This window comes from Pseudomonas sp. NKUCC02_KPG (assembly GCF_019345465.1).
Taxonomy (GTDB): Bacteria; Pseudomonadota; Gammaproteobacteria; order Pseudomonadales; family Pseudomonadaceae; genus Aquipseudomonas.
This window is the reverse complement of the sequence record NZ_JAHKRC010000019.1, coordinates 84,451-108,574: the sequence shown is the minus strand read 5'-3', so window position 1 is coordinate 108,574 and position 24,124 is coordinate 84,451. Positions and strand designations below refer to the sequence as shown.

General features: G+C 57.3%; 22 protein-coding genes. 8 read left to right on the top strand and 14 right to left on the bottom strand.

All coding sequences use genetic code 11. The features are described 5' to 3' along the window. Positions 1-51: 51 nt before the first annotated feature. Positions 52-1,029, bottom strand: a complete 978-nt coding sequence (locus tag KO536_RS21855; RefSeq protein ID WP_133077686.1) for a tripartite tricarboxylate transporter substrate binding protein — start codon at positions 1,027-1,029, stop codon at positions 52-54. 423 nt (positions 1,030-1,452) lie between these two features. On the opposite strand from KO536_RS21855, the gene KO536_RS21850 reads away from it, so the two are divergent. Both KO536_RS21850 and KO536_RS21845 read left to right on the top strand, forming a co-directional pair. Then, a complete protein-coding gene (locus KO536_RS21850) occupies positions 1,453-2,124 on the top strand; it encodes a response regulator (protein WP_133077685.1) in 672 nt (223 codons plus the stop codon). Further along, complete coding sequence (locus tag KO536_RS21845) at positions 2,117-3,520, top strand: sensor histidine kinase (RefSeq protein WP_133077684.1); 1,404 nt, start codon at positions 2,117-2,119, stop codon at positions 3,518-3,520. The genes KO536_RS21850 and KO536_RS21845 overlap by 8 nt, the downstream gene beginning before the upstream one ends. A 115-nt stretch (positions 3,521-3,635) precedes the next feature. On the opposite strand, the gene KO536_RS21840 is transcribed toward KO536_RS21845, so the two are convergent. Next, entirely contained in the window at positions 3,636-4,439 is an 804-nt protein-coding gene (locus tag KO536_RS21840; protein ID WP_219262923.1) for an HDOD domain-containing protein, read from the bottom strand. A gap of 30 nt (positions 4,440-4,469) precedes the next feature. After that, a complete protein-coding gene (locus tag KO536_RS21835) occupies positions 4,470-5,414 on the bottom strand; it encodes a folate-binding protein YgfZ (protein ID WP_133077682.1) in 945 nt (314 codons plus the stop codon). A 138-nt stretch (positions 5,415-5,552) separates the two neighbouring features. On the opposite strand from KO536_RS21835, the gene KO536_RS21830 reads away from it, so the two are divergent. Together KO536_RS21830 and KO536_RS21825 are read left to right on the top strand one after the other, a co-directional pair. Then, the gene (locus KO536_RS21830; protein WP_003440597.1) at positions 5,553-5,807 is read left to right on the top strand and encodes a succinate dehydrogenase assembly factor 2; all 255 of its coding nucleotides are present in this window, start codon (positions 5,553-5,555) and stop codon (positions 5,805-5,807) included. Continuing rightward, positions 5,791-6,243, top strand: a complete 453-nt coding sequence (locus KO536_RS21825; protein ID WP_219262922.1) for a protein YgfX — start codon at positions 5,791-5,793, stop codon at positions 6,241-6,243. The genes KO536_RS21830 and KO536_RS21825 overlap by 17 nt, the downstream gene beginning before the upstream one ends. 10 nt (positions 6,244-6,253) lie before the next feature. Here the strand turns inward: KO536_RS21825 and KO536_RS21820 are convergent, their stop codons facing one another. From KO536_RS21820 to nadB, 6 genes are all read right to left on the bottom strand, one after another. Beyond that, the gene (locus tag KO536_RS21820; protein ID WP_219262921.1) at positions 6,254-8,440 is read right to left on the bottom strand and encodes a lipase family protein; all 2,187 of its coding nucleotides are present in this window, start codon (positions 8,438-8,440) and stop codon (positions 6,254-6,256) included. Positions 8,441-8,452: 12 nt separating this feature from the next. Continuing rightward, positions 8,453-9,229 carry a hypothetical protein gene (locus KO536_RS21815; RefSeq protein WP_219262920.1) on the bottom strand — a complete coding sequence of 259 codons (777 nt, stop codon included), beginning with the start codon at positions 9,227-9,229 and terminating at the stop codon, positions 8,453-8,455. A 12-nt stretch (positions 9,230-9,241) separates the two neighbouring features. Further along, the gene (locus KO536_RS21810) at positions 9,242-10,015 is read right to left on the bottom strand and encodes a hypothetical protein (protein ID WP_219262919.1); all 774 of its coding nucleotides are present in this window, start codon (positions 10,013-10,015) and stop codon (positions 9,242-9,244) included. Further along, a complete protein-coding gene (locus KO536_RS21805; RefSeq protein WP_219262918.1) occupies positions 10,012-10,869 on the bottom strand; it encodes a DUF4123 domain-containing protein in 858 nt (285 codons plus the stop codon). The genes KO536_RS21810 and KO536_RS21805 overlap by 4 nt, the downstream gene beginning before the upstream one ends. Further along, positions 10,866-11,087, bottom strand: a complete 222-nt coding sequence (locus KO536_RS21800; protein ID WP_133077677.1) for a hypothetical protein — start codon at positions 11,085-11,087, stop codon at positions 10,866-10,868. The genes KO536_RS21805 and KO536_RS21800 overlap by 4 nt, the downstream gene beginning before the upstream one ends. Before the next feature lie 304 nt (positions 11,088-11,391). After that, the gene (gene nadB, locus KO536_RS21795; protein ID WP_133077676.1) at positions 11,392-12,999 is read right to left on the bottom strand and encodes an L-aspartate oxidase; all 1,608 of its coding nucleotides are present in this window, start codon (positions 12,997-12,999) and stop codon (positions 11,392-11,394) included. Positions 13,000-13,507: 508 nt separating this feature from the next. Between nadB and rpoE the strand changes: the two genes are divergently transcribed. The 4 genes from rpoE (at position 13,508) to KO536_RS21775 (ending at position 17,283) form a co-directional block, all read left to right on the top strand. Further along, positions 13,508-14,089, top strand: coding sequence for an RNA polymerase sigma factor RpoE (gene rpoE / locus KO536_RS21790; protein ID WP_048359852.1), 582 nt, complete (start codon positions 13,508-13,510; stop codon positions 14,087-14,089). 31 nt (positions 14,090-14,120) lie between these two features. Beyond that, on the top strand, positions 14,121-14,711 hold the full coding sequence (locus KO536_RS21785; RefSeq protein ID WP_133077675.1) for a sigma-E factor negative regulatory protein: 591 nt from the start codon (positions 14,121-14,123) through the stop codon (positions 14,709-14,711). An 8-nt stretch (positions 14,712-14,719) separates the two neighbouring features. Continuing rightward, a complete protein-coding gene (locus tag KO536_RS21780) occupies positions 14,720-15,682 on the top strand; it encodes a MucB/RseB C-terminal domain-containing protein (RefSeq protein WP_219262917.1) in 963 nt (320 codons plus the stop codon). A gap of 179 nt (positions 15,683-15,861) precedes the next feature. Continuing rightward, positions 15,862-17,283 carry a DegQ family serine endoprotease gene (locus KO536_RS21775; RefSeq protein ID WP_219262916.1) on the top strand — a complete coding sequence of 474 codons (1,422 nt, stop codon included), beginning with the start codon at positions 15,862-15,864 and terminating at the stop codon, positions 17,281-17,283. 148 nt (positions 17,284-17,431) lie between these two features. Here the strand turns inward: KO536_RS21775 and KO536_RS21770 are convergent, their stop codons facing one another. The 5 genes from KO536_RS21770 to gcvP all read right to left on the bottom strand — a co-directional run bounded on the left by KO536_RS21770 (position 17,432) and on the right by gcvP (position 24,124). Continuing rightward, positions 17,432-17,920 (bottom strand): RDD family protein, encoded by a 489-nt coding sequence (locus KO536_RS21770; protein ID WP_219262915.1) that lies wholly within the window; start codon positions 17,918-17,920, stop codon positions 17,432-17,434. A gap of 92 nt (positions 17,921-18,012) precedes the next feature. After that, positions 18,013-18,225 carry a cold-shock protein gene (locus KO536_RS21765; RefSeq protein WP_019822293.1) on the bottom strand — a complete coding sequence of 71 codons (213 nt, stop codon included), beginning with the start codon at positions 18,223-18,225 and terminating at the stop codon, positions 18,013-18,015. A gap of 377 nt (positions 18,226-18,602) precedes the next feature. Then, on the bottom strand, positions 18,603-19,727 hold the full coding sequence (gene gcvT, locus KO536_RS21760; protein ID WP_219262914.1) for a glycine cleavage system aminomethyltransferase GcvT: 1,125 nt from the start codon (positions 19,725-19,727) through the stop codon (positions 18,603-18,605). A gap of 17 nt (positions 19,728-19,744) precedes the next feature. Next, complete coding sequence (locus KO536_RS21755) at positions 19,745-21,121, bottom strand: L-serine ammonia-lyase (protein ID WP_133077670.1); 1,377 nt, start codon at positions 21,119-21,121, stop codon at positions 19,745-19,747. Positions 21,122-21,265: 144 nt separating this feature from the next. Beyond that, positions 21,266-24,124, bottom strand: a complete 2,859-nt coding sequence (gene gcvP, locus KO536_RS21750) for an aminomethyl-transferring glycine dehydrogenase (protein ID WP_133077669.1) — start codon at positions 24,122-24,124, stop codon at positions 21,266-21,268.

The window sequence follows — 24,124 nt, the reverse complement described above, 5'->3', positions numbered from 1 at the left end:
TCCTGAACCGGGCCTGCGAAGGATCGTGGCCCGGTTACCGGTCAGTAAGGCTTACTGAATGAGGCCAAATTCCTGGGCCAGGACTTTGTAGTCAGCCACCTGCTTTTTGACGTAGGTGTCCAGCTCCGGGCCGGTCATGGCAAACGGGAACAGCTCTCGCTGATCGCGCAGGGTGTTGAACTCTTCGGAGACCAGCAGCTTGTCGAAAGCCGCTTTCCACCAGGCGTAATCCTCGTCGCTGACCTTCGGCCCCAGGTAGAAGCCGCGCACCACGGGCCAGACAATGTCATAGCCCTGCTCTTTGGCGGTCGGAATGTCCTTCATCTCCGGCTCGTCCAGGCGTTCGTTGGCGAACACCGCCAGCAGGCGCATGTCGCCGCTCTGGATATGCGGCATGGAGTCGGAAATGTCCGTGCTGCCGACCTGGATATGGCCGCCCAGCAACGCTGTGGCGATTTCACCACCACCTTCCAGTGCCACATAACGCAGGTCGCGGGGGTTGATCCCGGCAGCCTTGGCAATCAGTGCCGTTTGCATCCAGTCCTGGCTGCCCACCGTGCCGCCCGAACCAATCACCACTTTGCTCGGATCTTTCTTCAGTGCTTGAACCAGATCGTCGAGATTTTTGTAGGGCGAGTCGTTTTTCACCGCAATCGCTCCGTAGCTGGTGCCGACAGCAGCCAGCCAGCGCACGGCACCTTCATCGAAACGACCGAATTTGCCCTGCGCCAGGTTGAGCAATGAGCCGCTGGACCAGGCGACCAGGGTGCCACCATCGGCCGGGCGCTGGGCGACCACGGCGTTATAGGCAACGGCGCCCACGCCACCGGGCATGTAGGTCACGCGCATGGGTTTGCTCAGCAGCTTTTCGTTCACCAGTGCGCTTTGAGCCAGTTTGCAGGTCAGGTCAAAACCGCCGCCTGGGGAGGCCGGGGCAATGCATTCAGGACGTTTTGGCTCGGCCATGAGCTGGCCGGTGAACAGCATGCAGCCGGCAGCGAGTGCCAGGGTGCGCAGGGGAAGTTTCATATCGTCTCCTCAGGAGCTTTTGTTTTTATAGGGCATTTTTTGTTGCTTGGAATCGTTGGCGCAGAGCCGTGCTCCACCCGCGTTACGTAGAACGTGCAGATGGCAGAAAGCCACTCGCAGGGGCCGCGAGGGGAGTATCGGACACGCAAGAAATACAGAAGCGAGAGGTCTTGGACTGATAAGTCAGCATGGGGTGCTCCGTTATTGTTCTTATTGACGAAAACGCTTCAAGGCGTTTTTCGGGCCGTTGTGCTGTGCATAACGGCAACAGAGATTCCTGTCAGTCTCGCGATGCTAGCTCGTCAACCTTTCGCTAACCTTTCAGTAGACATTCCCTGTTTTTGGGCTTCACAGCACTCCTGTCGTCTGTACACTCCGCGCACAAAAGGCTGCGGCCCGGACAAAAAAAATGAGGTAAACACGATGCGTGTGCTTTTGGTCGAAGATCAGCTACAGCTGGCCGAGAGTGTTGCCCAGGCCTTGAAAGGCACTGGCCTGACCGTGGATGTACTGCACGATGGCGTGGCGGCCGACCTGGCCTTGAGCAGCGAAGAATATGCAGTGGCGATCCTGGATGTGGGATTGCCGCGCATGAACGGTTTTGAAGTGCTGGCGCGTTTGCGTGCCCGTGGCAAAACCTTGCCGGTGTTGATGCTGACGGCGCGCAGCGACGTAAAGGACCGGGTTCATGGGCTCAACCTTGGGGCCGATGATTACCTGGCCAAGCCTTTTGAGCTGACCGAGCTGGAGGCGCGGGTCAAAGCGCTGTTGCGCCGTAGCGTGTTGGGCGGCGAACGCCAGCAGCAATGCGGGTCCCTGGTGTACGACCTGGGCACCCGACGCTTTTCCCTGGGTGATGAGCTGCTGACCCTGACCTCTCGCGAGCAAGCCGTGCTCGAAGCGCTGATTGCACGGCCGGGAAGGGTCATGAGCAAGGAGCAGCTGGCGGCTCAAGTGTTTGGCCTGGACGAGGAAGCGAGTCCTGACGCCATCGAAATCTATATTCACCGCTTGCGCAAGAAGCTCGACGGCCAGGCGGTGGCGATTGTGACCTTCAGGGGCCTGGGGTACTTGCTGGAAAGCCGCGATGTTTAAACTCGACAGCTTGCGCTGGAGCCTGCTCTGGCACCTCACGCTGTTGCTGGTTGTCTTGATGCTGGCTAGTGGGCTGAGCGCCTATTTCAATGGTCGTGAGGCCGCCGACACGGCGTACGACCGAACCTTGCTGGCCTCGGCCCGAACCATTTCTGCAGGCCTTTCGCAACGTGATGGCACCCTGAGCGCAGATGTTCCCTACGTTGCCCTTGATACGTTTGCCTACGACAGTGCGGGCCGAATCTATTATCAGGTCAACGATATCCATCAGCACCTGATTTCAGGTTATGAAAACCTGCCTGCTCCGCCACCGGGCACGCCGCGTACCGATGATTACCCGGCGTTGGCGCGTTTCTATAACGGCACCTACCTGGGGCAGAACGTGCGGGTCGTGAGTTTGCTCAAGGCCGTCACCGAACCCAGCATGAATGGCATGGCGGAAATCCGCGTCGCCGAAACCGATGAGGCCCGGGTGGCCATGGCGCGCAGCTTGATGGCGGATACCTTGCTGCGTTTGGGCATGCTGGGGCTGGGGGCGTTGTTGGTCGTGTGGTTTGCCGTCAGTGCCGCTTTACGCCCGCTGGAGCGTTTGCGCACAGCCGTTGAGGAGCGTGAGATGGATGACTTGCGACCCTTGCCGCTGGTCTCGGTACAGCGAGAGTTGCGGCCATTGGTTCAGGCGCTCAATCACTTTACCGAGCGCTTGCGCAGTCAATTCAAGCGTCAGGCGCAGTTTATTGCAGATGCCGCCCATGAGCTGCGTACACCCCTGGCGGTGCTCAAGGCCCAGCTTGAGCTGGGTTTGCGCGCCAATGATCCGTCGACCTGGCGCAATACGCTCGAGCAGGCGACCCAGGGCACTGACCGCCTGACCCACATGGCCAATCAGCTACTGTCGCTGGCGCGTATTGAAAATGGCGCCCGCGCCATCGCCGAAGGGGGGGCGCAGTTGCTCGACCTCAGCCAGTTGGCCCGCGAGCTGGGGATGGCAATGGCACCGCTGGCCCATGCCCGGGGTTTTGCGCTGGCGCTTGAGGCCGACCAGCCGGTGTGGTTGTACGGTGAGCCCACGTTGCTGCATGAACTGCTGAGCAATCTGGTGGACAACGCCATGGCCCACTCGCCATCGGGTAGCAATATTATTTTGCGAGTCAATTCGCCCGCGATACTGGAAGTCGAAGATGACGGTCCGGGGATTCCTCTTGAAGACCGCGAACGGGTTTTTGAACGCTTCTATCGACGCAATTCACACGTGGCGGGGTCGGGGTTGGGCCTGGCGATTGTGGGCGATATCTGTCGCGCTCACCTGGCACACATCAGCCTGCATGACGGTGCCCAGGGCGGGTTGAAAGTGCGGGTCAGTTTCGTGCCGGCCAATGGCGGGCGGGTGCAGTAGCAGGCGTGTTTTGTGTGGGAGCCGGTTTGCCTGCGATCCAGGCGACCCGGTTTGACTGAAAGACTGCGCTGATGCCATCGCGAGCAAGCCCGCTCCCACAAAGCCAGCTGCTGGCCTAGATAAACATTCCGCGTGCGTCATTGAGCTGCTGTTCAAATTTTGCATCGCCTGCATCCAGCCCCAGGTGCTTGAAGGCGGGCAGGGCGTTCAGCTTGTCGATGTCCTGTTGCATGAACACGGTCGCGATTTGAACAAGGTCGATGTAGTCGATGTTTTTGGATTCGCGAGAAAAGTCCTGATACTGGCCCGGAACCTTTAACAGCATTTCCGGGAACTCCCACCCCGCCAGCAATTTGTCGCCAATCAGCGGGTGAATGCTTTCAATGACGTGATTGAGTGAAATCGGGTCGGAGAGCAGTTCGTTGTTCTCTTCGGCGTAGCTCAGGATGGGCAGCACGCCGATTTGATGCACCAGGCCACCCAGTGCCGCCTGGTCGGGCTTGAGCGAGGTATGGCGGCGGCACAGGGTGTAGCAAATCCCTGCCACCTCCAGGCTTTGACGCCATACATCGCGCATTTTTTGCTCAACGACTTCCGAGCGGGCATGGAAGATTTGCTCCATGACCAGCCCGATCGCCAGATTGCTGCTGTAGTTGACTCCCAGGCGCGTGATCGCGGTGTGCAGGTCAGTGACCTCCCGGGTGGCACGCAGCATCGGGCTGTTGACCACTTTGATCAGGCGTGCGGACAGCGCGGTGTCGCGACCGATGACCTTGCTCAAGTGGCTGACGCTGATTTCAGGGTTTTCAGCTGCCTTGCGGATGTTCAACGCCACTTCAGGCAGCGTTGGTAAAACCAGATCATCTCTATCAATGGCCTTGATCAAGTCCATTTGGACTCTGCGCGCCAGCATGCTCATTTCTCTAGGGGGTATTTCGATGTGTGGCAATCAACGCTGGATCTCGCGATCACGGTCCAGTTGATACGGCAGCTCAAGCAGCGAAAGGCCAGGGCCTTGCAAGTCGCCCACGTGAATATCCCCCGCTTGCGCGGCATCGGAGGTCAGGACGGCCAGCAACTCGATCCCGTTCTCTGCTTTGGCCCCAAGCACTACTTCGCCTACGGAGCTGGTGTGGGTAGGGGAGAACAGAGGGGTGCCGGGCGCCGGGACATCATGACCCGCCTCCAGCGACAAACGGTAAAGATGGCGTTTGAGCTTGCCCAGGTATTGCATGCGGGCGACGATTTCCTGGCCGGTATAGCAACCTTTTTTGAAGCTGACACCGCCCACGGCTTGCAGGTTGATCATCTGCGGAATAAACAGTTCGCGGGTCTGGGGCATGACCTGGCCAATGCCTGCGCGTACCTGGCCCAGCAACCATTCATTGAGATCGGCCTCAACCAGTTGCGTTTTCAAGTGCTGGACCAGGCTTTCGGTCTGCTCCACAGGAGCCCACAGCTCAGCACGGTCTTCGGAGGCGCGAATGGCGATCAAATCGCTGGCACGAGCAACGCTGTCGGTTTCGGCAGGCAGGTTCAGGCCCAGGCTTTGCAGTACCGCGTCCGCCTGGTACAGGCCAAAGCGAACCCAGTTGGCGCTGTCGTCGGTCAATTTGGATTTGGAAAACACCGCGTATTTTTTCAGGTCTGCCAACTGGGGTTCAACCAGCTCGCGAGCCATCGCCAGCAGACAGCCGTTGTCCTGCAGCACGATGCGAAAACTGGACTGCATGCGGCCTTTTTGCGTGCAGCGGGCCCCCAGGCTCGAGCGGGTTTCACTCAGGTAGTTGAGGTTGCAGGTCAACTGGCCTTGCAGAAACTTGCTGGCGTCGTTGCCGATCACAGCAAGAATGCCTTCGTGGTTCAGAGTGCAGAAAAAAGCAGAGTCGGCCATGGGTCATCGCAGGTAAAAAATGTCTGGGACACATCATAGAGGTGTGCCCTGCAAATGGGTAGTTCCAGGGGCCGACCAAAGCCGACTGTTCTATGACGGATCGGCCTGTATACTTGCGCTCTATTTGAGGAGCGCTCCATGGTCGAAGATGTTGAACTCAATCGTCTCTACTGGCACAGCCGTCGCGGCATGCTTGAACTGGACGTGCTGCTGGTGCCTTTCGTCAAGGAGGTGTACGCCACCCTTAACGACGTGGACCGTGAATGCTATCGCAAGCTGCTGGAATGTGAAGACCAGGACATGTTTGGCTGGTTCATGGAGCGCGCCGAGTCTGAAGACCCTGAGCTGCAGCGCATGGTTCGCATGATTCTGGATCGTGTCCAGCCCAAGTAATTGTTTTGAATGCCGCTGGCATGCCTGCGGGCAATTGCTGGCGGCTTATCTTGCAGCCCAGGCCCTGGCGCTGATCTCAATCTGCCTTCTTTCAATACCTGTCTGGGCACGTGTGCTTGGCGCATTGTTGTGCCTGGCCCATGGGGTTTGGGCGCTGCCACGGCATATTCGACTGACCCACGCCAGTGCCGTAACCCGATTGCGCCATGATGCCGATGGCTGGCAGTTATGGAGTCGTGACAAGGGCTGGCAGGCCGTGCAGTTGCGCCGTGACAGCCTGGCGCTGCCCTGGGTCGTGATCGTGCGCTTTCGTGTACGCGATGAGTGGCGGGTGCGGGCGGTGTGCATCCCGGCAGATGCGCTGGCGCCGGATCAGCACCGACGCTTGCGCGTGCGACTGAAGTTCAGTCGGCGTAGGTGGCTGGCACCCGAATAGTGCCCAGGGCCTAGAACAGTGAATCAATACTGACGGTAAAGGGCGTACCAATGACGCGTCCGTGGAGCAAGCCCAACCGTTCATGATTGGCGTCTGCGGTGGGGGCCATGGCCAGTTGTTCCGGGACCTTGTTTTCCGGATGAGCATCCCAGCGCAACAGGCACTCTGACAGCAGGTCGGGCTGTGTTGAAAACGCGCCGTAAACACGGGCCTCGTTGATTGTGCTTTGCTGCAGGCGTTTCAAGCGCTCGAAGGTCATGTGTACCTTGTCGATCTCACGATTGAGCGCATCGATGGTCAGTTCGATGGCCCGGTTGTAGGGGGTAGGAGAGTCGCTGAGCATGCGGCGCTTGGAGCGCAGTTGTTCCGTGATTGTTGCCAGAGCAATTCTGATGTGCTCGAACTCATCATAGGTCACCAGAGAGCGCTTGAGTTTCAGGGCTTCTTGCCAACGCCGCAGGGCAGCCCAGCAACCGGGGATATAGCCGCCGACCATTGAATGGTTGTCCGCGTCAAAAATCTGGGAAATGAACCCCGATCTTTCAGGTAGCCCATTGTTCTGATGAATGGCCAGAGTACAGGCCGCATGCTCGGTAATGGTGTCGCAGCCGGGTTCCCACATAATCGAGGACATTTTGTTTGCGCCGAACGCTACCGGCATAAAGTGTTGCAAGGTGCCGTGATGCTCGTAAGGCTCGCCGGTCAAGTTGGCAATGCCCGCGACAAAGCCTGCGATGCCCAGAGGCGCGTTAAAGAAAGTGAGTGCCGCTCCCGGGAGGTACACCCTGGGCTTGGTGTTCATCCAGGGTGCCGGCACGCTGGGTACCGGGTCGTTATGGTTGACCATGCGGTAATGCACCAGGTCGGCAGCGCCTTTTACAAAAGTGCTGTCTGCTGCTCTTGGGGCGCCGTAGGTGTACAGCACGATGTCGACTTCATATTCTTTCTGGCGCCGCAGCATCTCCGAGAGCAGTAAGGAAATTGCCCCACCCAGGCTGTGGCCGCAAATGATTAGCTTCTGTCCGGTGTAAAACTTCTCGAGATAGTTGGCCGTGAGGTCATAGACTTTCAGTGCCGCTTCATAGAATCCACGGTGAACCTTGCCGACGCCTTCAACAAAAGGGACTTGGAGCGCATCTGCATCCCTAAGTCCATCCGCTAGTATTTCATTGGTACCGCGTACAGAAATCAGCATGAACTCGTCGTTATGGGTGATAAAGGCCTGGGTGTCAGTACTATTAATTTGCTCTCGATCATCGAGAAAGTGAATGCTGGCCGGGTGTTCTTGTTTATCTTCCAGATCCGGGCTATTCGATGGGTACAGATCAGGATCAAACGGCACGATTTCCAGGCGTTTTGAGTACGGTACATCTTCATATAGCGGGTAGTAGGCACTGGTTTGTCCAGGGTCTACTTTCCAGATTTCATCAAACCTGGCCAGAGCGTCGCCAAACCAGTTACCCATGCTCGGCTGTACAGGGAAACTTACAGCCTTCGCCCTGATGGGCGTCTTATCAGGCTGCTGACCAAACGGGTTGTAGCTCAAGGTGGTCATAAGGGAGAGCTGATACAGATTCAGCGCACAGAACTGCGAGTCGGTGGAGAGCATCGGGCGCAGGGCCCGTAAAGGGCGCATTTCCAGTACGTTATGTTTATTTGGAAGCAGGCAGACGCCCTGTTTTCCATGCTCGCGCATAAGCTTGGCCCAGTGTTTATTGGGCGGATAGTGAGCTTCAACCTCGGGCGGTAAATGTGCGACATGTTTAACCAGATGGCGAACTTCAACTTGGCAGAAAAAATCTGCACTGGCTTGGGCGGGGTTACTTTGAGTGCGTGAGCCGTCGTTATGAAAGTAACGGGTTTGTTCGGCACGAACCTGGAGGTCAGTTATTGGAAGTGGGTAGTGGGGCCTTTGTATTCGGCGTACATAGGCCAGCTCTTGCCCTTGATAATGCGCTTCTAAAATCAAAGCTATTGGGCCTCCAAAGTGGTTTTCTACCTTGCCTGTTCCTGTGTCGTCTAATTTACCCTCGTATACCTGTCCTTCCGCATCGATTACCTTATAGGCAAGTCCAGCATAAGGTTGCCCTTCGCCATTTTCGTCAACCAACTGAAAACGTGTCCATTTGCCTTGAGTAGGACAGGCAAACATACGACTGTTTAGCGGGTGTTTCACCTCTTCATCAAAAGTGGTCATATTTTAGTGTCCTTATTCAGTGCAGCCAGGATAAATAGTGCAGCTACGCCCATCAGGCATTTTGAAACTGCTAAATTCTTTGTGGTTTCCGAAGCAATATGCGTCTTGATCCTCAAAGCTTTTTCCCATACAGCGTTTCCAGCCATTGGGGAACTTGACCCATGTATCTCCCCAGCCGGGTCTTTCTTCATCGGCCAACTTGATTTTTAGCTTCACAGTTTTACCTGGTAGTTGATCCAAGGTGTAAGTCCCTACGGGTCGTCCTTTAGTCACCAAGCCTTGATTGTCAATTTTTTTGCAGTCGAGGAGTTTTCTTATATATCGCTTGGGGCCTACTGTCCGAAACAGCCATTGGCATTGACCATTTATGGCGCTTTCTCCACTAACATCAAAAGTTTCTTTATATTGTTCTTCCAGTTCCTCGCGAACGATAACCATCGCTGAGTCTCTACTGGAGTCTCCACGGTCTTTTCCATAAGAACCGTAGATGAAGAGTTCAATGCGATAAATAGCGACCCGACAGCCCTCTACAGTCCGATAGATGGGGGTTTCTTGATCGAGTTTGTATATTTCTCTATGGCCAAGGCGCCATCTTTGGTTATAGCCAACATGAGGCTTTTTAACGGTGCAGGTTTCCCCCTTGATGGGGGCATATTTGGCCACTGCTTCGTAAGTGAAATTGGGAGGCAGATCAGCCGTAAAGGTAAAACTTTCCGATTTGCCCATGGCGCACCCTGCTACCAGGGCCACACAAGAACCCAAAACGCCGCCTTTAAATATTACTGTCATTGGGTAATTTCCTTATTCTATGCAGCCAGGATAGATAGAGCACTGCTTTCCGCCGGGCATGAGAAAAGTGCTGAAGTCTTTTTGGTTTTTACGGCAGAATGCATATTGGTCTTCCATGCCTGTGCCCATGCAACGTTTCCAACCATTAGGAAACCTCAGCCAAGTATTGCCAATTGAAGGCCTTTCCTCATTGGCCAAATTTATCTTCAGTCTCACAGTTTTACCCGGTAGTTGATCTAGGGTGTAAGCCCCTACGGGTCGTCCTTTAGTCACCAAACCTTTATCGTCAATTTTTTTGCAGTCGAGGAGTTTTGTGATGTAACTGTCTGGTCCGATTGTGCGAAACAGCCATTGGCATTGACCATTAATGGTGCTTTCTCCTTTGGTATCGAAAGCTCCTTTATATTGCTCTTCTAGTTTTTCTCGAATAATAACGGCTGTTGTTTCGGTGCTGAAGTCTCCTCGAGTTTTTCCATAAGTGGCATTGATTTCCAGGTCGATTTTATAGATGGCCAGTCTGCAGCCTTTGACTGTGCGGTAAATCGGTATTTCAGATTCTGGTTTGTATGCTGTTCGCCACTCTCTGTTGAAACCGAGGTATGGATTGTCATCAAGGGTGGCCGTACAAGTTTCTCCCTTGGCGGGCGCGTACTTGGCCACTGCGTAATAAGCAAAACTTGGAGGCAGATCAGCCGTAAAAATAAAACTGTCTGACTTGTCAGCAAAACATCCAGTCGTTGACAGTGCGCAGGTCCCCAGGAACAGCGCTTTAATCATTGCTTTCATAAAGGGCCATCGCCTTGCCAAAACTGCACTTCCTGAAAAACTCGCTGGAAATGAGCATCAGGACTTTCACCAGGGCGCGCCTCCCAGCGCTGTGCAAGTGGGTCAGTGGTAGTCTTTAAACGCTGAACGAGCAAAAACTCCAACTGCTCAGACGCCTGCCAACCCCAGGTGTTGGCCTGGGCCAATAGAGTACTGAGCCATAGTTCCGGGTCTTGTTGTTCGGCAATTCGGGCATAGGCTTCAAGATGCCTGGCCAGCAGGTAGCGGTGGGCATTGGCTTCGCGCGTGCTGGCGCGCTGATCGGCCTCCATGGGAAAGTCATTCCAGACAGGGCTTTCAGGAGCTGGATAGTTGCCCGGTGCCGGGTTGCTGAGTGTTTCCCAGTGCTCCCCTTGCCAGTAGCAGACGCTGATCGCGGGTCCTAAATACCCCGCAACCGTTGCAGTGGTTAAGTGCTTCAGGGCGCGGGCCAGCACCCGGTTGTCATGGAAACGATAAATCCCTCGATGGGGCCGGACGCCGAAAATCATGCGGTCGCGCCAATGTTTGACCAGCGCCTGTAGCCCTGCCTCAGGTGCAACACTGGCAAGCCAGCCCCAGTTCCTTTCAGGCGCTTTGAGCAACTCGCTCAAGTGCTTGTCTTCAGGGTTGTCGATAAGAAACAGAAAAGGCCCATTGTCTGCCATATCGGCAGCCGGCGTTTCGCGGTAAATGCTGCAATACAGCTCAGGTGCCCTGTTGTTCAACAGGCCGTTACGGGCGGTGAGTTCGTCCAGTGAGTCCAGAATCAAACATACAGAGCGCCCGAGGTGGCGTTGCTCGGCCATCCATTGTTGCGCCGCAATCTGGGTCATGCTGCGGCTCCTTCAATCAGGCAAACACCTTTTTTGCTGGAGAGGCCCTTTTCAAGGACTTGAGGTTGCAGGCTTTCGATATCCAGATCAGGACGTTCGCTGACCCGTTCCAGGTCAAAACAAGAGGGCGCGTTAAAGGATTTTTGGTGGGCGAAGGAAGGGTGCTTGAAGACGCTTGCGGTCAGGTTGAAACGGGTTTGAGGGCGTGGGTTGAACATCCAGTGTTCCTTTTTCAGTCATATGGCGCGGACCACAGGCACTGAGCAGGCGAACGATTGGCCCGTAGTGCGCGTGGAAAGCTAAAACCGAAAAAGCTAGCAATGTTTAGATGTTAAATATGTAGGACGTATCCTAGTTCTTGCCGGAACTGTCGCTAATTCAGGATGCTGCTTGAGAGGGCGTTGCCAGACTGGTTGCGCTCTGGCGCGCTTGTCCTGGCTGCAGGTGGGACTGTTGTTCACCGTGAAAAAAAACGCGGCAACGCTGTCTCGAGCGGTGCCGCGTTCTCGTACCTGACGTGCCTCACCGGGTCGGGGTCAGGATCGTATCCTTCGCCTGCGCCAGCATCTCTGGATAGTCCAGGGTGTAATGCAGGCCGCGTGATTCTTTACGCGCCATGGCGCTGCAGATCATCAATTCGGCGACTTGTGCCAGGTTGCGCAGTTCGATCAGGTCGCGGCTGACTTTGTAGTTGCTGTAGAACTCGTCAATTTCGTCCAGCAGCAGGCGCACCCGGTGTTGGGCGCGCTGCAGGCGCTTGTTGGTGCGCACGATGCCTACGTAGTCCCACATGAAGCGCCGCAGTTCATCCCAGTTGTGGGCGATGATCACATCTTCGTCAGAGTCGGTAACCTGGCTTGCATCCCAGCTTGGCAGGGCTGCGGGCGCAGCGATTTCAGGGAGTTGGGCGAGAATGTCGGCCGCCGCTGACTTGGCGTATACAAAGCACTCCAGCAGTGAATTACTGGCCATTCGGTTGGCGCCGTGCAGACCGGTGAAACTGGTTTCGCCAATGGCGTACAAGCCTGGTACGTCCGTGTGGCCATGTTCGTCGACCATCACTCCGCCGCAGGTGTAATGCGCCGCAGGCACCACCGGGATGGCCTGTTTGGTGATGTCGATGCCGAATGTCAGGCAGCGCTCATAGACAGTCGGGAAGTGGGCCTTGATAAATGCTTCGGGCTCATGGCTGATGTCCAGGTACACGCAGTCGATGCCCAGGCGCTTCATTTCATGGTCGATGGCGCGTGCGACGACATCCCGCGGAGCCAGTTCACCCCGGGAGTCGAAGCGCTGCATGAACCGCTCGCCGTTGGGCAGCTTCAAGTGTGCGCCTTCGCCTCGCAGCGCTTCGGTGATCAGAAAGCTTTTGGCCTGCGGGTGATACAGGCAGGTAGGGTGGAACTGGTTGAACTCCAGGTTTGCAACGCGGCACCCCGAGCGCCAGGCCATGGCGATTCCGTCACCGCAGGCGCCGTCCGGGTTGCTGGTGTACAGATACACCTTGGCCGCACCACCCGTGGCCAGAATCGTGAAGCGCGAGCCAAAGGTGTCGACCTCGCCCGTGGCGCGATCCAGTACATAGGCCCCCAGGCAGCGGTCGCCTTCCAGGCCCAGTCGACGCTCGGTAATCAGATCAACGGCGACGCGCTGTTCGAGCAGTTCGATATTGGGTCGCTGGCGCGCCTGTTCGAGCAACGTCTTGAAAATGGCGGCACCCGTGGCATCCGCCGCATGGATGATGCGCCGGTGGCTGTGGCCGCCTTCACGGGTGAGGTGAAACTCAAAGCCGGGCTGCTCGGGGTCGACGGTGTCATCACGGGTGAAGGGGACGCCTTGATCGATCAGCCACTGGATGGCTTCGCGGCTGTGCTCGACGGTAAAGCGCACAGCGTCTTCATGACATAACCCGCCGCCAGCATTGAGGGTGTCTTCGACGTGAGACTGCACCGTGTCGGTGTCATCCAGTACTGCGGCTACGCCGCCCTGTGCCCAGAACGTCGAACCATTGGCCAGATCGCCTTTGCTGAGGACCGCAATACGCATATGGCTGGGTAGCGTGAGCGCAAGGCTCAAGCCGGCAGCGCCGCTGCCAATCACCAGCACATCATGTTGAAAATGTTGGCTCATTCTTCTGACATCCGCAAAAAAGCGCCCACTAGTATATAGAGGGGGGGATCGGCACAATGGCCGGGCCTTTATGGCATTGTGAAATTACAGCGGGCGCAAAGTGTGCCTCAGACTCGATGGGTCTGCATGTTGATTTGCACAAAAAATCTGCAAGGGGGATCAGGGCTGGGGGTAACGCCAGGTCTGTTGCGCTGGTGTGGTGCCATCGGTGGCGTACGAAGATATTGAACTTTTCGTACGGTCCGGGGTTCCATTAAGGGCTGCCCTTGATGCAGGGGTACGGCGTCCAGATTGATGCGGGGTCTGTGTTTCGACCTGACAGCGGAATGTGACGACAAGATTATTGACGCAGCCGGCCAGGCCCGAGCTGCGTTTTCGTGTGTGCCAAATCCGAGCACGCAGGAAACTTGCCAGGGGGGAGAGAACTTTTGTGTAAAGCCCGAGTCTATGTTTGCAAGCCTGATCATTTAGCAAAGCAATCTTCCTCCCGGTCTTATGAGGAGTATTCATGCTAGCCCAGGAAGAGGATCAGCAGCTGGTCGAGCGCGTACAGCGTGGCGATAAGCGCGCATTCGATCTGCTCGTGTTGAAGTATCAGCACAAAATTCTCGGGTTGATCGTGCGTTTTGTGCACGACACCCATGAAGCCCAGGACGTAGCCCAGGAAGCCTTTATCAAGGCTTACCGGGCACTCGGTAATTTTCGCGGTGACAGCGCCTTTTATACATGGCTGTATCGCATCGCCATCAATACGGCGAAAAATTACCTGGTGTCACGGGGGCGACGTCCGCCGGATAGTGATGTGAGCTCGGAAGATGCCGAGTTTTACGATGGTGATCATGGTCTCAAGGATCTCGAGTCGCCGGAGCGCGCTTTGCTCCGTGACGAGATCGAAAGCACCGTTCATCGCACTATTCAGTTACTGCCAGAAGATTTGCGTACGGCGTTAACTTTACGTGAATTTGATGGTCTGAGTTATGAGGACATTGCGAGCGTCATGCAGTGTCCGGTGGGTACCGTGCGCTCCCGGATTTTCCGCGCTCGGGAAGCCATTGATAAAGCCCTGCAGCCGTTGTTGCAGGAAAACTGAGACAGCGGCGACAGCCAAGAGAGGAACCGCCATGAGTCGTGAAGCCCTGCAGGAATCGCTGTCCGCAGTGATGGATAACGAAGCGGACGAACTGGAACTACGTCGGGTATTGAATGCCTTTGACGACACACAAACCCGTGACACCTGGTCCCGTTATCAGGTGGCCCGTGCTGTGATGCACAAGGACCTGTTGATTCCGCGCCTGGACATCGCATCTGCCGTTTCGGCCGCGCTGGCCGAAGAGCAAACCCCGGTCAAGGTCGTACGTGGCCCGTGGCGCAGCATTGGTCGTCTGGCCGTAGCCGCTTCGGTTACCGTTGCTGTTCTGGCGGGTGTAAGGCTGTACAACCAGGATGACATCGTCGGTAATCAGCTGGCTCAGCAGAATGCTGTGCAGAGCCTGAGTGCACCGATGGCGAAAGGCCCGGCGGTACTGGCCAATTACAGCGAAAGCTCCGACAAGGCTACAGGCCCCATGGCCAACGGTGTTCTGCAAGGCCAGCCAGGTTGGCAGGATCAGCGCTTGCCAGGCTACCTGCGTCAGCACGCACAGCAAGCCGCGTTGAAAGGGGCTGAAAGCCCGCTGCCGTATGCTCGTGCCGCGAGCCTTGAAAACCGTTAAGGACCAATATGCGCGTCCTACCTTTGCTACCTCTTCTGCTGAGTGGCTGGTTTGCAGTACCGGCCCACGCCGATGAAGCCCAGGACTGGCTCAAACGTCTTGGGCAGGCCGAGCAACAGCACAGCTATCAAGGCACTTTCGTTTACGAGCGTAACGGTAGTTTTTCTACCCATAGCATCTGGCACCGTGTGCAGGATGGGAAAGTTCGCGAACGTTTGATGCAGTTGGATGGCTCTGCTCAAGAGGTCATTCGTACGGATGGGCGCACTGAATGTGTCACTGGCAAGTTGGCCTCGGCGTTGGGAGATGTCACTGCCGTCCCGGCAAGACAGTTCGATGCCCAGAAGCTCAATGACTGGTACTCCGTCACAAAGCAGGGTGACTCCAGGGTTGCAGGTCGACCGGTGGTGGTGATCTCACTCGCCCCTCGCGACCAGCACCGTTATGGGTTTGAGTTGTACCTGGATCGTGAAACCGGTTTGCCTCTCAAGTCGTTGTTGCTTAATGACAAGGGCCAGTTGCTTGAGCGTTACCAGTTTACAACCCTGGTGACGACGCCCCCTGATGACAACCAGCTGACGCCTGCAGGAAAATGCCGCCCGGTTACGGTGGCTGATACTGCAGCACCTGTCGCTGACACGGCTCATGTCTGGCACTCCGACTGGCTGCCGCCCGGTTTCGAGCAGGTCAGCAGCACAGTGCATCGTGATCCCCGGACCAAGTCTGAAGTCACCAGTCTTTTGTATGACGATGGCTTGACGCGCTTCTCTGTGTTTCTCGAACCTTTGCAGGGCGCTGCCGTTCCCGATGCCCGTGTCCAACTGGGGCCTACAGCTGCGGTTACTCGGCACCTGAGTACTCCCGAGGGAGACATGATGGCCACTGTGGTCGGTGAAATTCCTTTGGGGACCGCAGAGCGTATTGCGCTCTCGATGCGTGTCGGTAAAGACGATACGCAGGCCAAACCATAGGGTTGCTCCGACATGGCGGGTGACACATTTTGATTTGCCATTTTATTGTCTTTTTATGAAGGTCAGGGCCCTAGCGGGCTCTGGCCTTGTTTGTTTTCCGGGGCCTAAAAAACGGTCTATGCTTTGGTCTTGTTTTTTGGTGCCTGTCGCTTAACTCTGCAGTTACTAACGGGAGCTGTATGTCGATGCCTCGATTGAAATCGTATTTACCTATTTTTGCAGCCGTGCTGATGCTCGGGCAGGCAGTGCCAGTCATGGCAGAAGCGCAGTTACCTGACTTCACCCAATTGGTCGAGCAAGCCTCGCCAGCGGTAGTGAATATCAGCACCACGCAAAAGCTGCCGGAGCGCCGGGTCTCAAGCATGGGGCAAATGCCAGACCTGGAAGGCTTGCCGCCAGGCCTGCGTGACTTCTTTGAACGCAGCATGCCGCCAAGTGGCAAAGGTGGTCGCCAGCGCGAAGCCCAGTCCCTTGGGTCGGGCTTCATCATCTCGCCGGATGGCTTCATCCTGACCAACAACCACGTGGTGGCGGACGCCGATGAAATCATCGTGCGCTTGTCTGATCGCAGTGAAATGAAAGCCAAGCTGGTGGGGACGGATCCACGTTCCGACGTTGCGTTGCTGAAAATCGAAGGCAAAAACCTGCCTGTCTTGAAGCTGGGCAAGTCCCAGGATCTGAAGGCGGGTCAGTGGGTGGTTGCCATCGGTTCACCGTTCGGGTTTGACCATACCGTGACCCAAGGCATTATCAGCGCCATCGGTCGCAGCCTTCCGAATGAAAGCTACGTACCGTTCATCCAGACAGACGTGCCGATCAACCCGGGCAACTCGGGTGGTCCGCTGTTCAACCTGGCGGGCGAAGTGGTGGGTATCAACTCGCAAATCTACACCCGCTCCGGTGGCTTCATGGGCGTGTCCTTCGCAATCCCTATCGATGTGGCGATGGACGTTGCCAACCAGCTCAAGGCTGGCGGCAAGGTTAGCCGTGGCTGGTTGGGCGTGGTGATTCAAGAGGTCAACAAGGACCTGGCCGAGTCCTTCGGTCTGGAAAAACCTGCCGGTGCACTGGTAGCCCAGGTACTGGATAACGGTCCGGCTGCCAAAGGCGGTCTGCAAGTCGGCGACGTGATTCTGAGCATGAATGGTCAGCCGATCGTCATGTCGGCAGATTTGCCGCATCTGGTTGGCGCACTCAAGGCCGGCAGCAAGGCAACGCTTGAAGTGATTCGTGACGGCAAGCGCAAAAACCTGGACCTGACTGTCGGTGCCATCCCCGATGACGCGAAAGACATTGCTTCGGGCACCGGTGCCGAGCAAAGCAGCAACCGTCTGGGTGTGTCTGTGGCGGACCTGAGCGAAGAGCAGAAGAAAGCCAACGACATCAAGGGCGGTGTGATCATCACTGACGTTCAGGACGGTCCTGCTGCCTTGATCGGCCTGCAACCAGGCGACGTGATTACTCATCTGAACAATCAGGCGATTACCAACGGCAAGGAGTTCACTGAAATTGCCAAGGCATTGCCGAAGAATCGTTCAGTGTCGATGCGGGTTCTGCGCCAGGGTCGCGCCAGCTTCATTACCTTCAAGCTGGCGGAGTAAGTCTCTGTAGTCGCTGCCGAAGGCTGCGATGGGTTGCGCAGCAACCCTTGCTTGAAGATCCTTCGGATCTTCAAGCAGCCCGCTCCTACAGAGTCATGAGATGCAACGCAGTAACAAAAAAGCCCGTATCGAGAGATACGGGCTTTTTTTATTTCTTTGGCTTGGGGATCCGTACCAACTGAGAGTTGGAATACATGTCATGCCAGGTGCGGTTTTGCTTGTCGAATACCGACCAGATGAACCCCAGCCCCAGACACAGCCATGAGCCGATAGAGACGATAAAGCGCAGCAAGGCCTGCCACAGGCTGATGGCCGTGCCGTCCGCGTTCTGTACGCGTATGCCCCAGACCTGCATGCCCAGGGTTTGCCCGGAGTGAGTCCAGAACTTGGCAAAAAAACCGAACAGGACAAAGAACAGGATGGTTGAGAGCAGCGGGTCGCCATCCAGAGCGCCGGCTTCTGACAGCGCCCTCATTTTGGCTTCGCCGATAAAGCTCATCATGATCAGCTTGTAGATAAAGGTGGTGACGATCAGCAAGGCGGTACACAGCAGAAAGTCATAAAACATGGCTGCCAGGCGGCGCCCCAGGCCAACGGCGGGAAAATCGCCTTGGGGTCTAAGTGGTTGTTTCGACATGGCAGGGTCTCGTGAAGGAAAAACGCCATCTTACGGAATTACAGCCATAAAAAAGCCTCTGATGTCACCATCAGAGGCTTTTGTGTACGAGATCAGCCTTCGGCTTGAACTTCGTCAGCCTGCAAGCCTTTTTGGCCTTGAACTGAGATGAAGGTCACTTTCTGGCCTTCTTTCAGGCTTTTGAAGCCGTTGCCCTGAATGGCACGGAAGTGCACGAACAGGTCCGGACCGCTTTCCGGGGTGATAAAGCCAAATCCTTTCTCGTCGTTAAACCACTTGACGGTACCGCTCTGACGTTGGGACATTTCTTAATTCCTTGACGCTAACAATTAATGACAGCCTCTTTCACATGAAAGAGTACTGGTGCTGGGTTGCAGGAAAGTAAGAGACGCAGAACGGGTGTAGCAAACTTAGAGCTACTGCCCAGGTCACGATTCCAGCGACCCATGCAAACACAGTGGGCAAACTCTACGAAACTGGAATTGAAAAAACAAGCCCCTCGAATAACCCCGTAAACCGGGTTATTAACATAGGCGATGAAGTTATAAGTGAAGGTTAATCATAGGCGGGTTCAATTGTTTTCGTGTTTAAAACAGTGTGTTCGCTATCGAAAGTTAAAGGCGGTTTTAGCAGTTGCATGCCCTGAAAGTACCAGGAACATGCAACGCGCTAGAGTGAGGGCTTAACCTCTGTAATAATGTTGCGCGACAAACGGCATTTTCGACACTTTCATCGGTACGCGTTTGCCTCGCACGATCGCCCAGACTTCAGTGTCCACTGGCGTGAACGCGATATCCAGATAACCCATTGCCAGAGGCGAGCCCAGAGTCGGGCCAAAGCCGCCGCTGCAAACGGTGCCAATCACCGTGCCGTCGGCATCGACAATTTCAGCGCCTTCACGCACCGGTGTACGTTCTTGTGGCAACAAGCCCACGCGCTTGCGGGCAACACCGTTCTGCTGCTGCGCGAAGATGGTTTCGGCGCCCGGGAAGCCACCGGCACGAGGGCCGTCTGCACGGCGGGCCTTGGAGATGGCCCAGAGCAGGCTGGCTTCAATCGGCGTGGTGGTGTCGTTCATGTCGTGGCCGTACAGGCACAGGCCCGCTTCCAGACGCAGGGAGTCCCGAGCGCCCAGGCCGATTGCCTGCACTTCTGGCTCAGCCAGCAGGCGACGAGCCAGCTCTTCGGCGCGATCAGCAGGGACTGAGATCTCAAAGCCGTCTTCGCCGGTATAACCCGAGCGGCTGACGTAGCAGTCAGCGCCCAGTAACGTCACCGGGGCAAATTGCATGAAGGTCATTTTTGCCACTTCCGGTGCCAGGCGTTGCAGCACGTTGACGGCTGCCGGGCCTTGCAGGGCGAGGAGGGCGCGCTCTTCAAACAGCGGCTGGATCTGGCAGTGGGCGCTCAAGTGCTTGCGCAGATGGGCCAGGTCCTGATCCTTGCAGGCGGCGTTAACCACCAGGAACAGCTCGTCATTACCCAGGTTGGCAACCATCAGGTCATCGAGGATGCCGCCCTGTTCGTTGGTGAACATGGCATAGCGCTGCATGCCTGCTGGCAGATCGATGATATCGACCGGTACCAGGGCTTCCAGTGCCCTGGCTGCATCAGCGCCGGTCAGGCGAATCTGGCCCATGTGGGAGACATCAAACAACCCGGCCTGTTCACGGGTGTGCTGGTGCTCTTTCATCACGCCGAGCGGGTACTGCACGGGCATGTCGTAGCCGGCAAATGGCACCATGCGGGCACCGAGTTCAAGGTGCAGTGCGTGCAGCGGGGTTTTAAGCAGTTGTTCGGTGGACATTCCAGACTCCTTGAAAATCAGCACTCAATAATGTTTACAGCCAGACCGCCGCGAGCGGTCTCCTTGTATTTGCTTTTCATGTCGGCGCCGGTCTGGCGCATGGTGCGGATAACTTTGTCCAGGGACACAAAGTGTTGGCCGTCGCCACGCAGGGCCATGCGTACGGCGTTGATCGCCTTGACCGAACCCATCGCGTTGCGCTCGATACACGGCACTTGCACCAGGCCGCCAATCGGGTCGCAGGTCAGGCCGAGGTTGTGCTCCATGCCGATTTCGGCCGCGTTCTCGACTTGCTGCACGGTGCCGCCCAACACTTCACACAGCGCGCCTGCAGCCATTGAGCAGGCCACGCCGACCTCGCCCTGACAGCCGACTTCGGCGCCCGAGATCGAGGCGTTCTCCTTGTACAAAATGCCGATGGCGGCGGCAGTCAGCAGAAAGCGCACCACCCCGTCTTCGTTGGCTCCGCCGATAAAGCGCATGTAGTAATGCAACACGGCAGGAATGATCCCGGCCGCGCCGTTGGTGGGGGCGGTGACCACGCGTCCGCCATTGGCGTTTTCTTCATTGACGGCCAGTGCGTACAGGTTGACCCAGTCCAGTACCGACAGCGCATCGCGCAAGGCGGCCTCGGGGTTGCTGCACAGTTGACGGTGCAGTGCAGCGGCCCGTCGCTTGACCTTCAGCCCACCGGGCAAAATGCCTTCGTTGCGGCAACCCGCACTCACGCAGTCCTGCATCACTTGCCAGATATTCAGCAAGCCGGCGCGGGTCTCGGCCTCGGGGCGCCAGGCGCTTTCGTTGGCCATCATCACTTCACTGATCGACAGGTCATGAGTGACGCAATGGCGCAATAAATCCTTGGCGGTCTTGAAGGGGTATTGCAGCGGGGTGCTGTCTTCGACGATACGGTCAGCGCCCGCGGCGCCTTCATCCACCACAAAGCCGCCACCGACCGAGTAATACTCGCGGCTGCGGATCTGGATGCCGGCGGCATCCAGCGCCCTGAAAATCATGCCGTTGGGATGGTAGGGCAGGGGTTTGCGAATCATCGCCAAGTGGGATTTTTCGTTGAAATCGATGGGGTGTTCGCCCAGCAGGTTCAAGCGCCCGCTGTTGCGAATGGCAGCCAGACGTTCGGCCACGGTATCGGTGTTGACGGTGTCCGGGTGCTCGCCTTCAAGCCCCAGCAACACGGCCTTGTCGCTGCCGTGTCCTTTGCCGGTGGCGCCAAGGGAGCCGTAGAGTTCAACTTTTACGCAGGCGGTGTGTTGCAACAGCTCATCACGGCGCAGACCTTCGACAAAACGCGCAGCTGCGCGCATGGGGCCGACGGTATGGGAACTGGAAGGGCCGATGCCAATCTTGAACAGGTCGAACACGCTTAACGACATAGGGTTCTCCGGTTTCTTATAGGTTTATTGGCAAAAAATAACCTGTAGTCGCTGCCGCAGGCTGCGAAGGGTTGCTAAGCAACCCGTTTTTTTGAAAACCCTGCGGTCCCCAACGCAGCCTGCGGCAGCGACTACAAGTCTTGCTTACGCCTCCTGATAGCTCTCGATCGACGGGCATGCGCACACCAGGTTGCGGTCGCCGAACACGTTGTCGACCCGCCCGACCGGTGGCCAGTACTTGCCTTCGATCAGGGACGCAACCGGGTACACCGCTTGCTCGCGGCTGTAAGGGTGGGTCCATTCACCGACTATTTCAGCCGCGGTGTGGGGCGCGTTTTTCAGCGGGTTATCTTCCTTGTCCAGACCGCCGCTTTCGACTTCGCGAATTTCTTCGCGGATGCAGATCATGGCGTTACAGAAGCGGTCCAGCTCTTCCTTGGACTCGCTTTCGGTCGGCTCGATCATCAGCGTGCCCGCGACCGGGAACGACATAGTCGGAGCGTGGAAGCCGAAATCGATCAGGCGCTTGGCCACGTCGTCGACGCTGATCCCGCTGGTTTCCTTGAGCGGGCGCAGGTCCAGAATGCACTCGTGTGCAACCAGGCCGTTGCTGCCCGAGTACAGCACCGGGTAATGCTCTTCAAGGCGGCGGGCGATGTAGTTGGCGTTGAGGATGGCCAGTTGCGAAGCACGCTTGAGGCCTTCGCCGCCCATCATGCTGATGTACATCCAGGTGATCGGCAGAATGCTGGCGCTGCCGAACGGTGCTGCGCAGACCGCGCCTTCCTTGCGCTCCATTGCCGCGTGACCCGGCAGGAACGGCGTAAGGTGAGACTTGACGCCAATCGGGCCAACGCCCGGGCCGCCACCGCCGTGGGGAATGCAGAATGTCTTGTGCAGGTTGAGGTGGGACACGTCGCCGCCGAACTTGCCCGGTGCGCACAGGCCCACCATCGCGTTCATGTTGGCGCCGTCGATGTACACCTGGCCGCCATTGTCATGAATGATGCCGCAGATTTCGCGGATGCCTTCTTCGAAAACACCGTGGGTCGACGGGTAGGTGATCATCAGCGCGGCGAGGTGATCGCGGTGCTCCAGGGCCTTGGCGCGCAGGTCTTCAATGTCCACGTTGCCGCGAGCGTCACAGGCAGTGACCACCACGCGCATGCCGGCCATGTTGGCGGTTGCCGGGTTGGTGCCGTGGGCCGAGGACGGGATCAGGCAGATATCACGGCGCTCTTCGCCACGGCTCTGGTGGTAGGCACGAATGGCCAGCAGACCGGCGTACTCGCCCTGGGAACCGGCGTTCGGTTGCAGGGAGATGGCGTCGTAGCCGGTGGCCGCGCAGAGCATGGCTTCCAGTTCGGTAGTCAGTTGCAGGTAGCCCTGGCTTTGCTCGGCAGGCGCAAACGGGTGCAGGTTGCCGAACTCGGCCCAGGTGACCGGGATCATTTCGCTGGCAGCGTTGAGCTTCATGGTGCACGAGCCCAGCGGAATCATGGTGCGGTCCAGCGCCAGATCCTTGTCGGCCAGCTTGCGCAGGTAGCGCATCAGCTCGGTTTCGGAGTGGTAACGGTTGAATACCGGGTGGCTGAGGATCGGCGATTGGCGCAGCAAGGCCTCTGGCAGGGTGCCAGTGACGGTATTTGCCAGATCGTCAAAGTCAGGCAGGGCCTGGCCATCAGCGGCGAACAGGGCCCACAGGGCAACCACATCGGACTCGCTGCTGGTTTCATCCAGCGACAGGCCCAGATGCTGGTCGTCGATCACACGCAGGTTAATGCCCTGTGCGTGAGCCCTGTCGTGCAGGGCTGCGGTGTTGTCGCCGGTGTTGAGGGTCAGGGTGTCGAAGAAATGTGTTTGCTCGACGGCCAGCCCCAGCGCACTCAGGCCCTGGGCCAGAATCGCGGTCAACTGGTGAATGCGCTGCGCGATCTGGATCAGGCCCTTGGGACCGTGGTACACGGCGTACATGCTGGCGATGTTGGCCAGCAGCACCTGGGCGGTGCAGATGTTGCTCGTGGCCTTCTCGCGACGGATGTGTTGCTCGCGGGTTTGCATGGCCAGACGCAGTGCCGGTTTGCCGTGACGGTCAACCGAAACACCGACCAGACGCCCCGGCATGTCGCGCTTGTACGCGTCACGGGTGGCGAAGTAGGCGGCATGGGGGCCACCGAAACCCAGTGGCACGCCAAAGCGTTGGGCGCTGCCGATGGCCACGTCCGCGCCGAACTCGCCCGGAGGTGTGAGCAGGGTCAGGGCCAGCAGGTCGGCGGCAACCGCCACCAGTGCGTTGGCGGTATGGAAGCGCTCAACCAGTTCGCGGTAATCAAACACGTCGCCGTTGCTGGCCGGGTATTGCAGCAGGGCACCGAAGTAGGCCGTCACGTCAGTCAGTTCGCGCTCGTCGGCGACCACAACCTCAATGCCCAGCGGCTCGGCACGGGTACGCAGCACGTCAAGGGTTTGCGGGTGGCAGTGGCTGGAAGCAAAGAAGCGGTGGCTGGTTTTGTTCTTGCTCAGGCGTTTGCAGAAGGTCATCGCTTCGGCAGCGGCGGTGGCTTCGTCGAGCAGCGAAGCGTTGGCAATCGGCAGGCCGCTGAGGTCGCTGATCAGGGTCTGGAAGTTAAGCAGGGCTTCGAGACGACCTTGGGAGATTTCAGGCTGATACGGCGTGTAGGCGGTGTACCAGGCCGGGTTTTCCAGCAGGTTGCGCAAGATCGGAGAAGGGGTGTGGCAGTTGTAATAGCCTTGACCGATATAGGTTTTGCACACTGTGTTCTTGGCGGCGATGGCCTTGATCGAAGCCAGTGCGTCGGCTTCGCTCAGACCGGCCGGCAAGTCGAGCACGCTGGTGCCCTTGATGCTTTCCGGGATTACGCTGGCGCTGAGGCCTTCAAGGGAATCAAAGCCGAGGGTGGCGAGCATCGCCTGTTCATCGGCCTGGCGCGGGCCGATGTGGCGCGCGATAAATTCATTGGCAGTGCTGAGATTAAGGGTCAT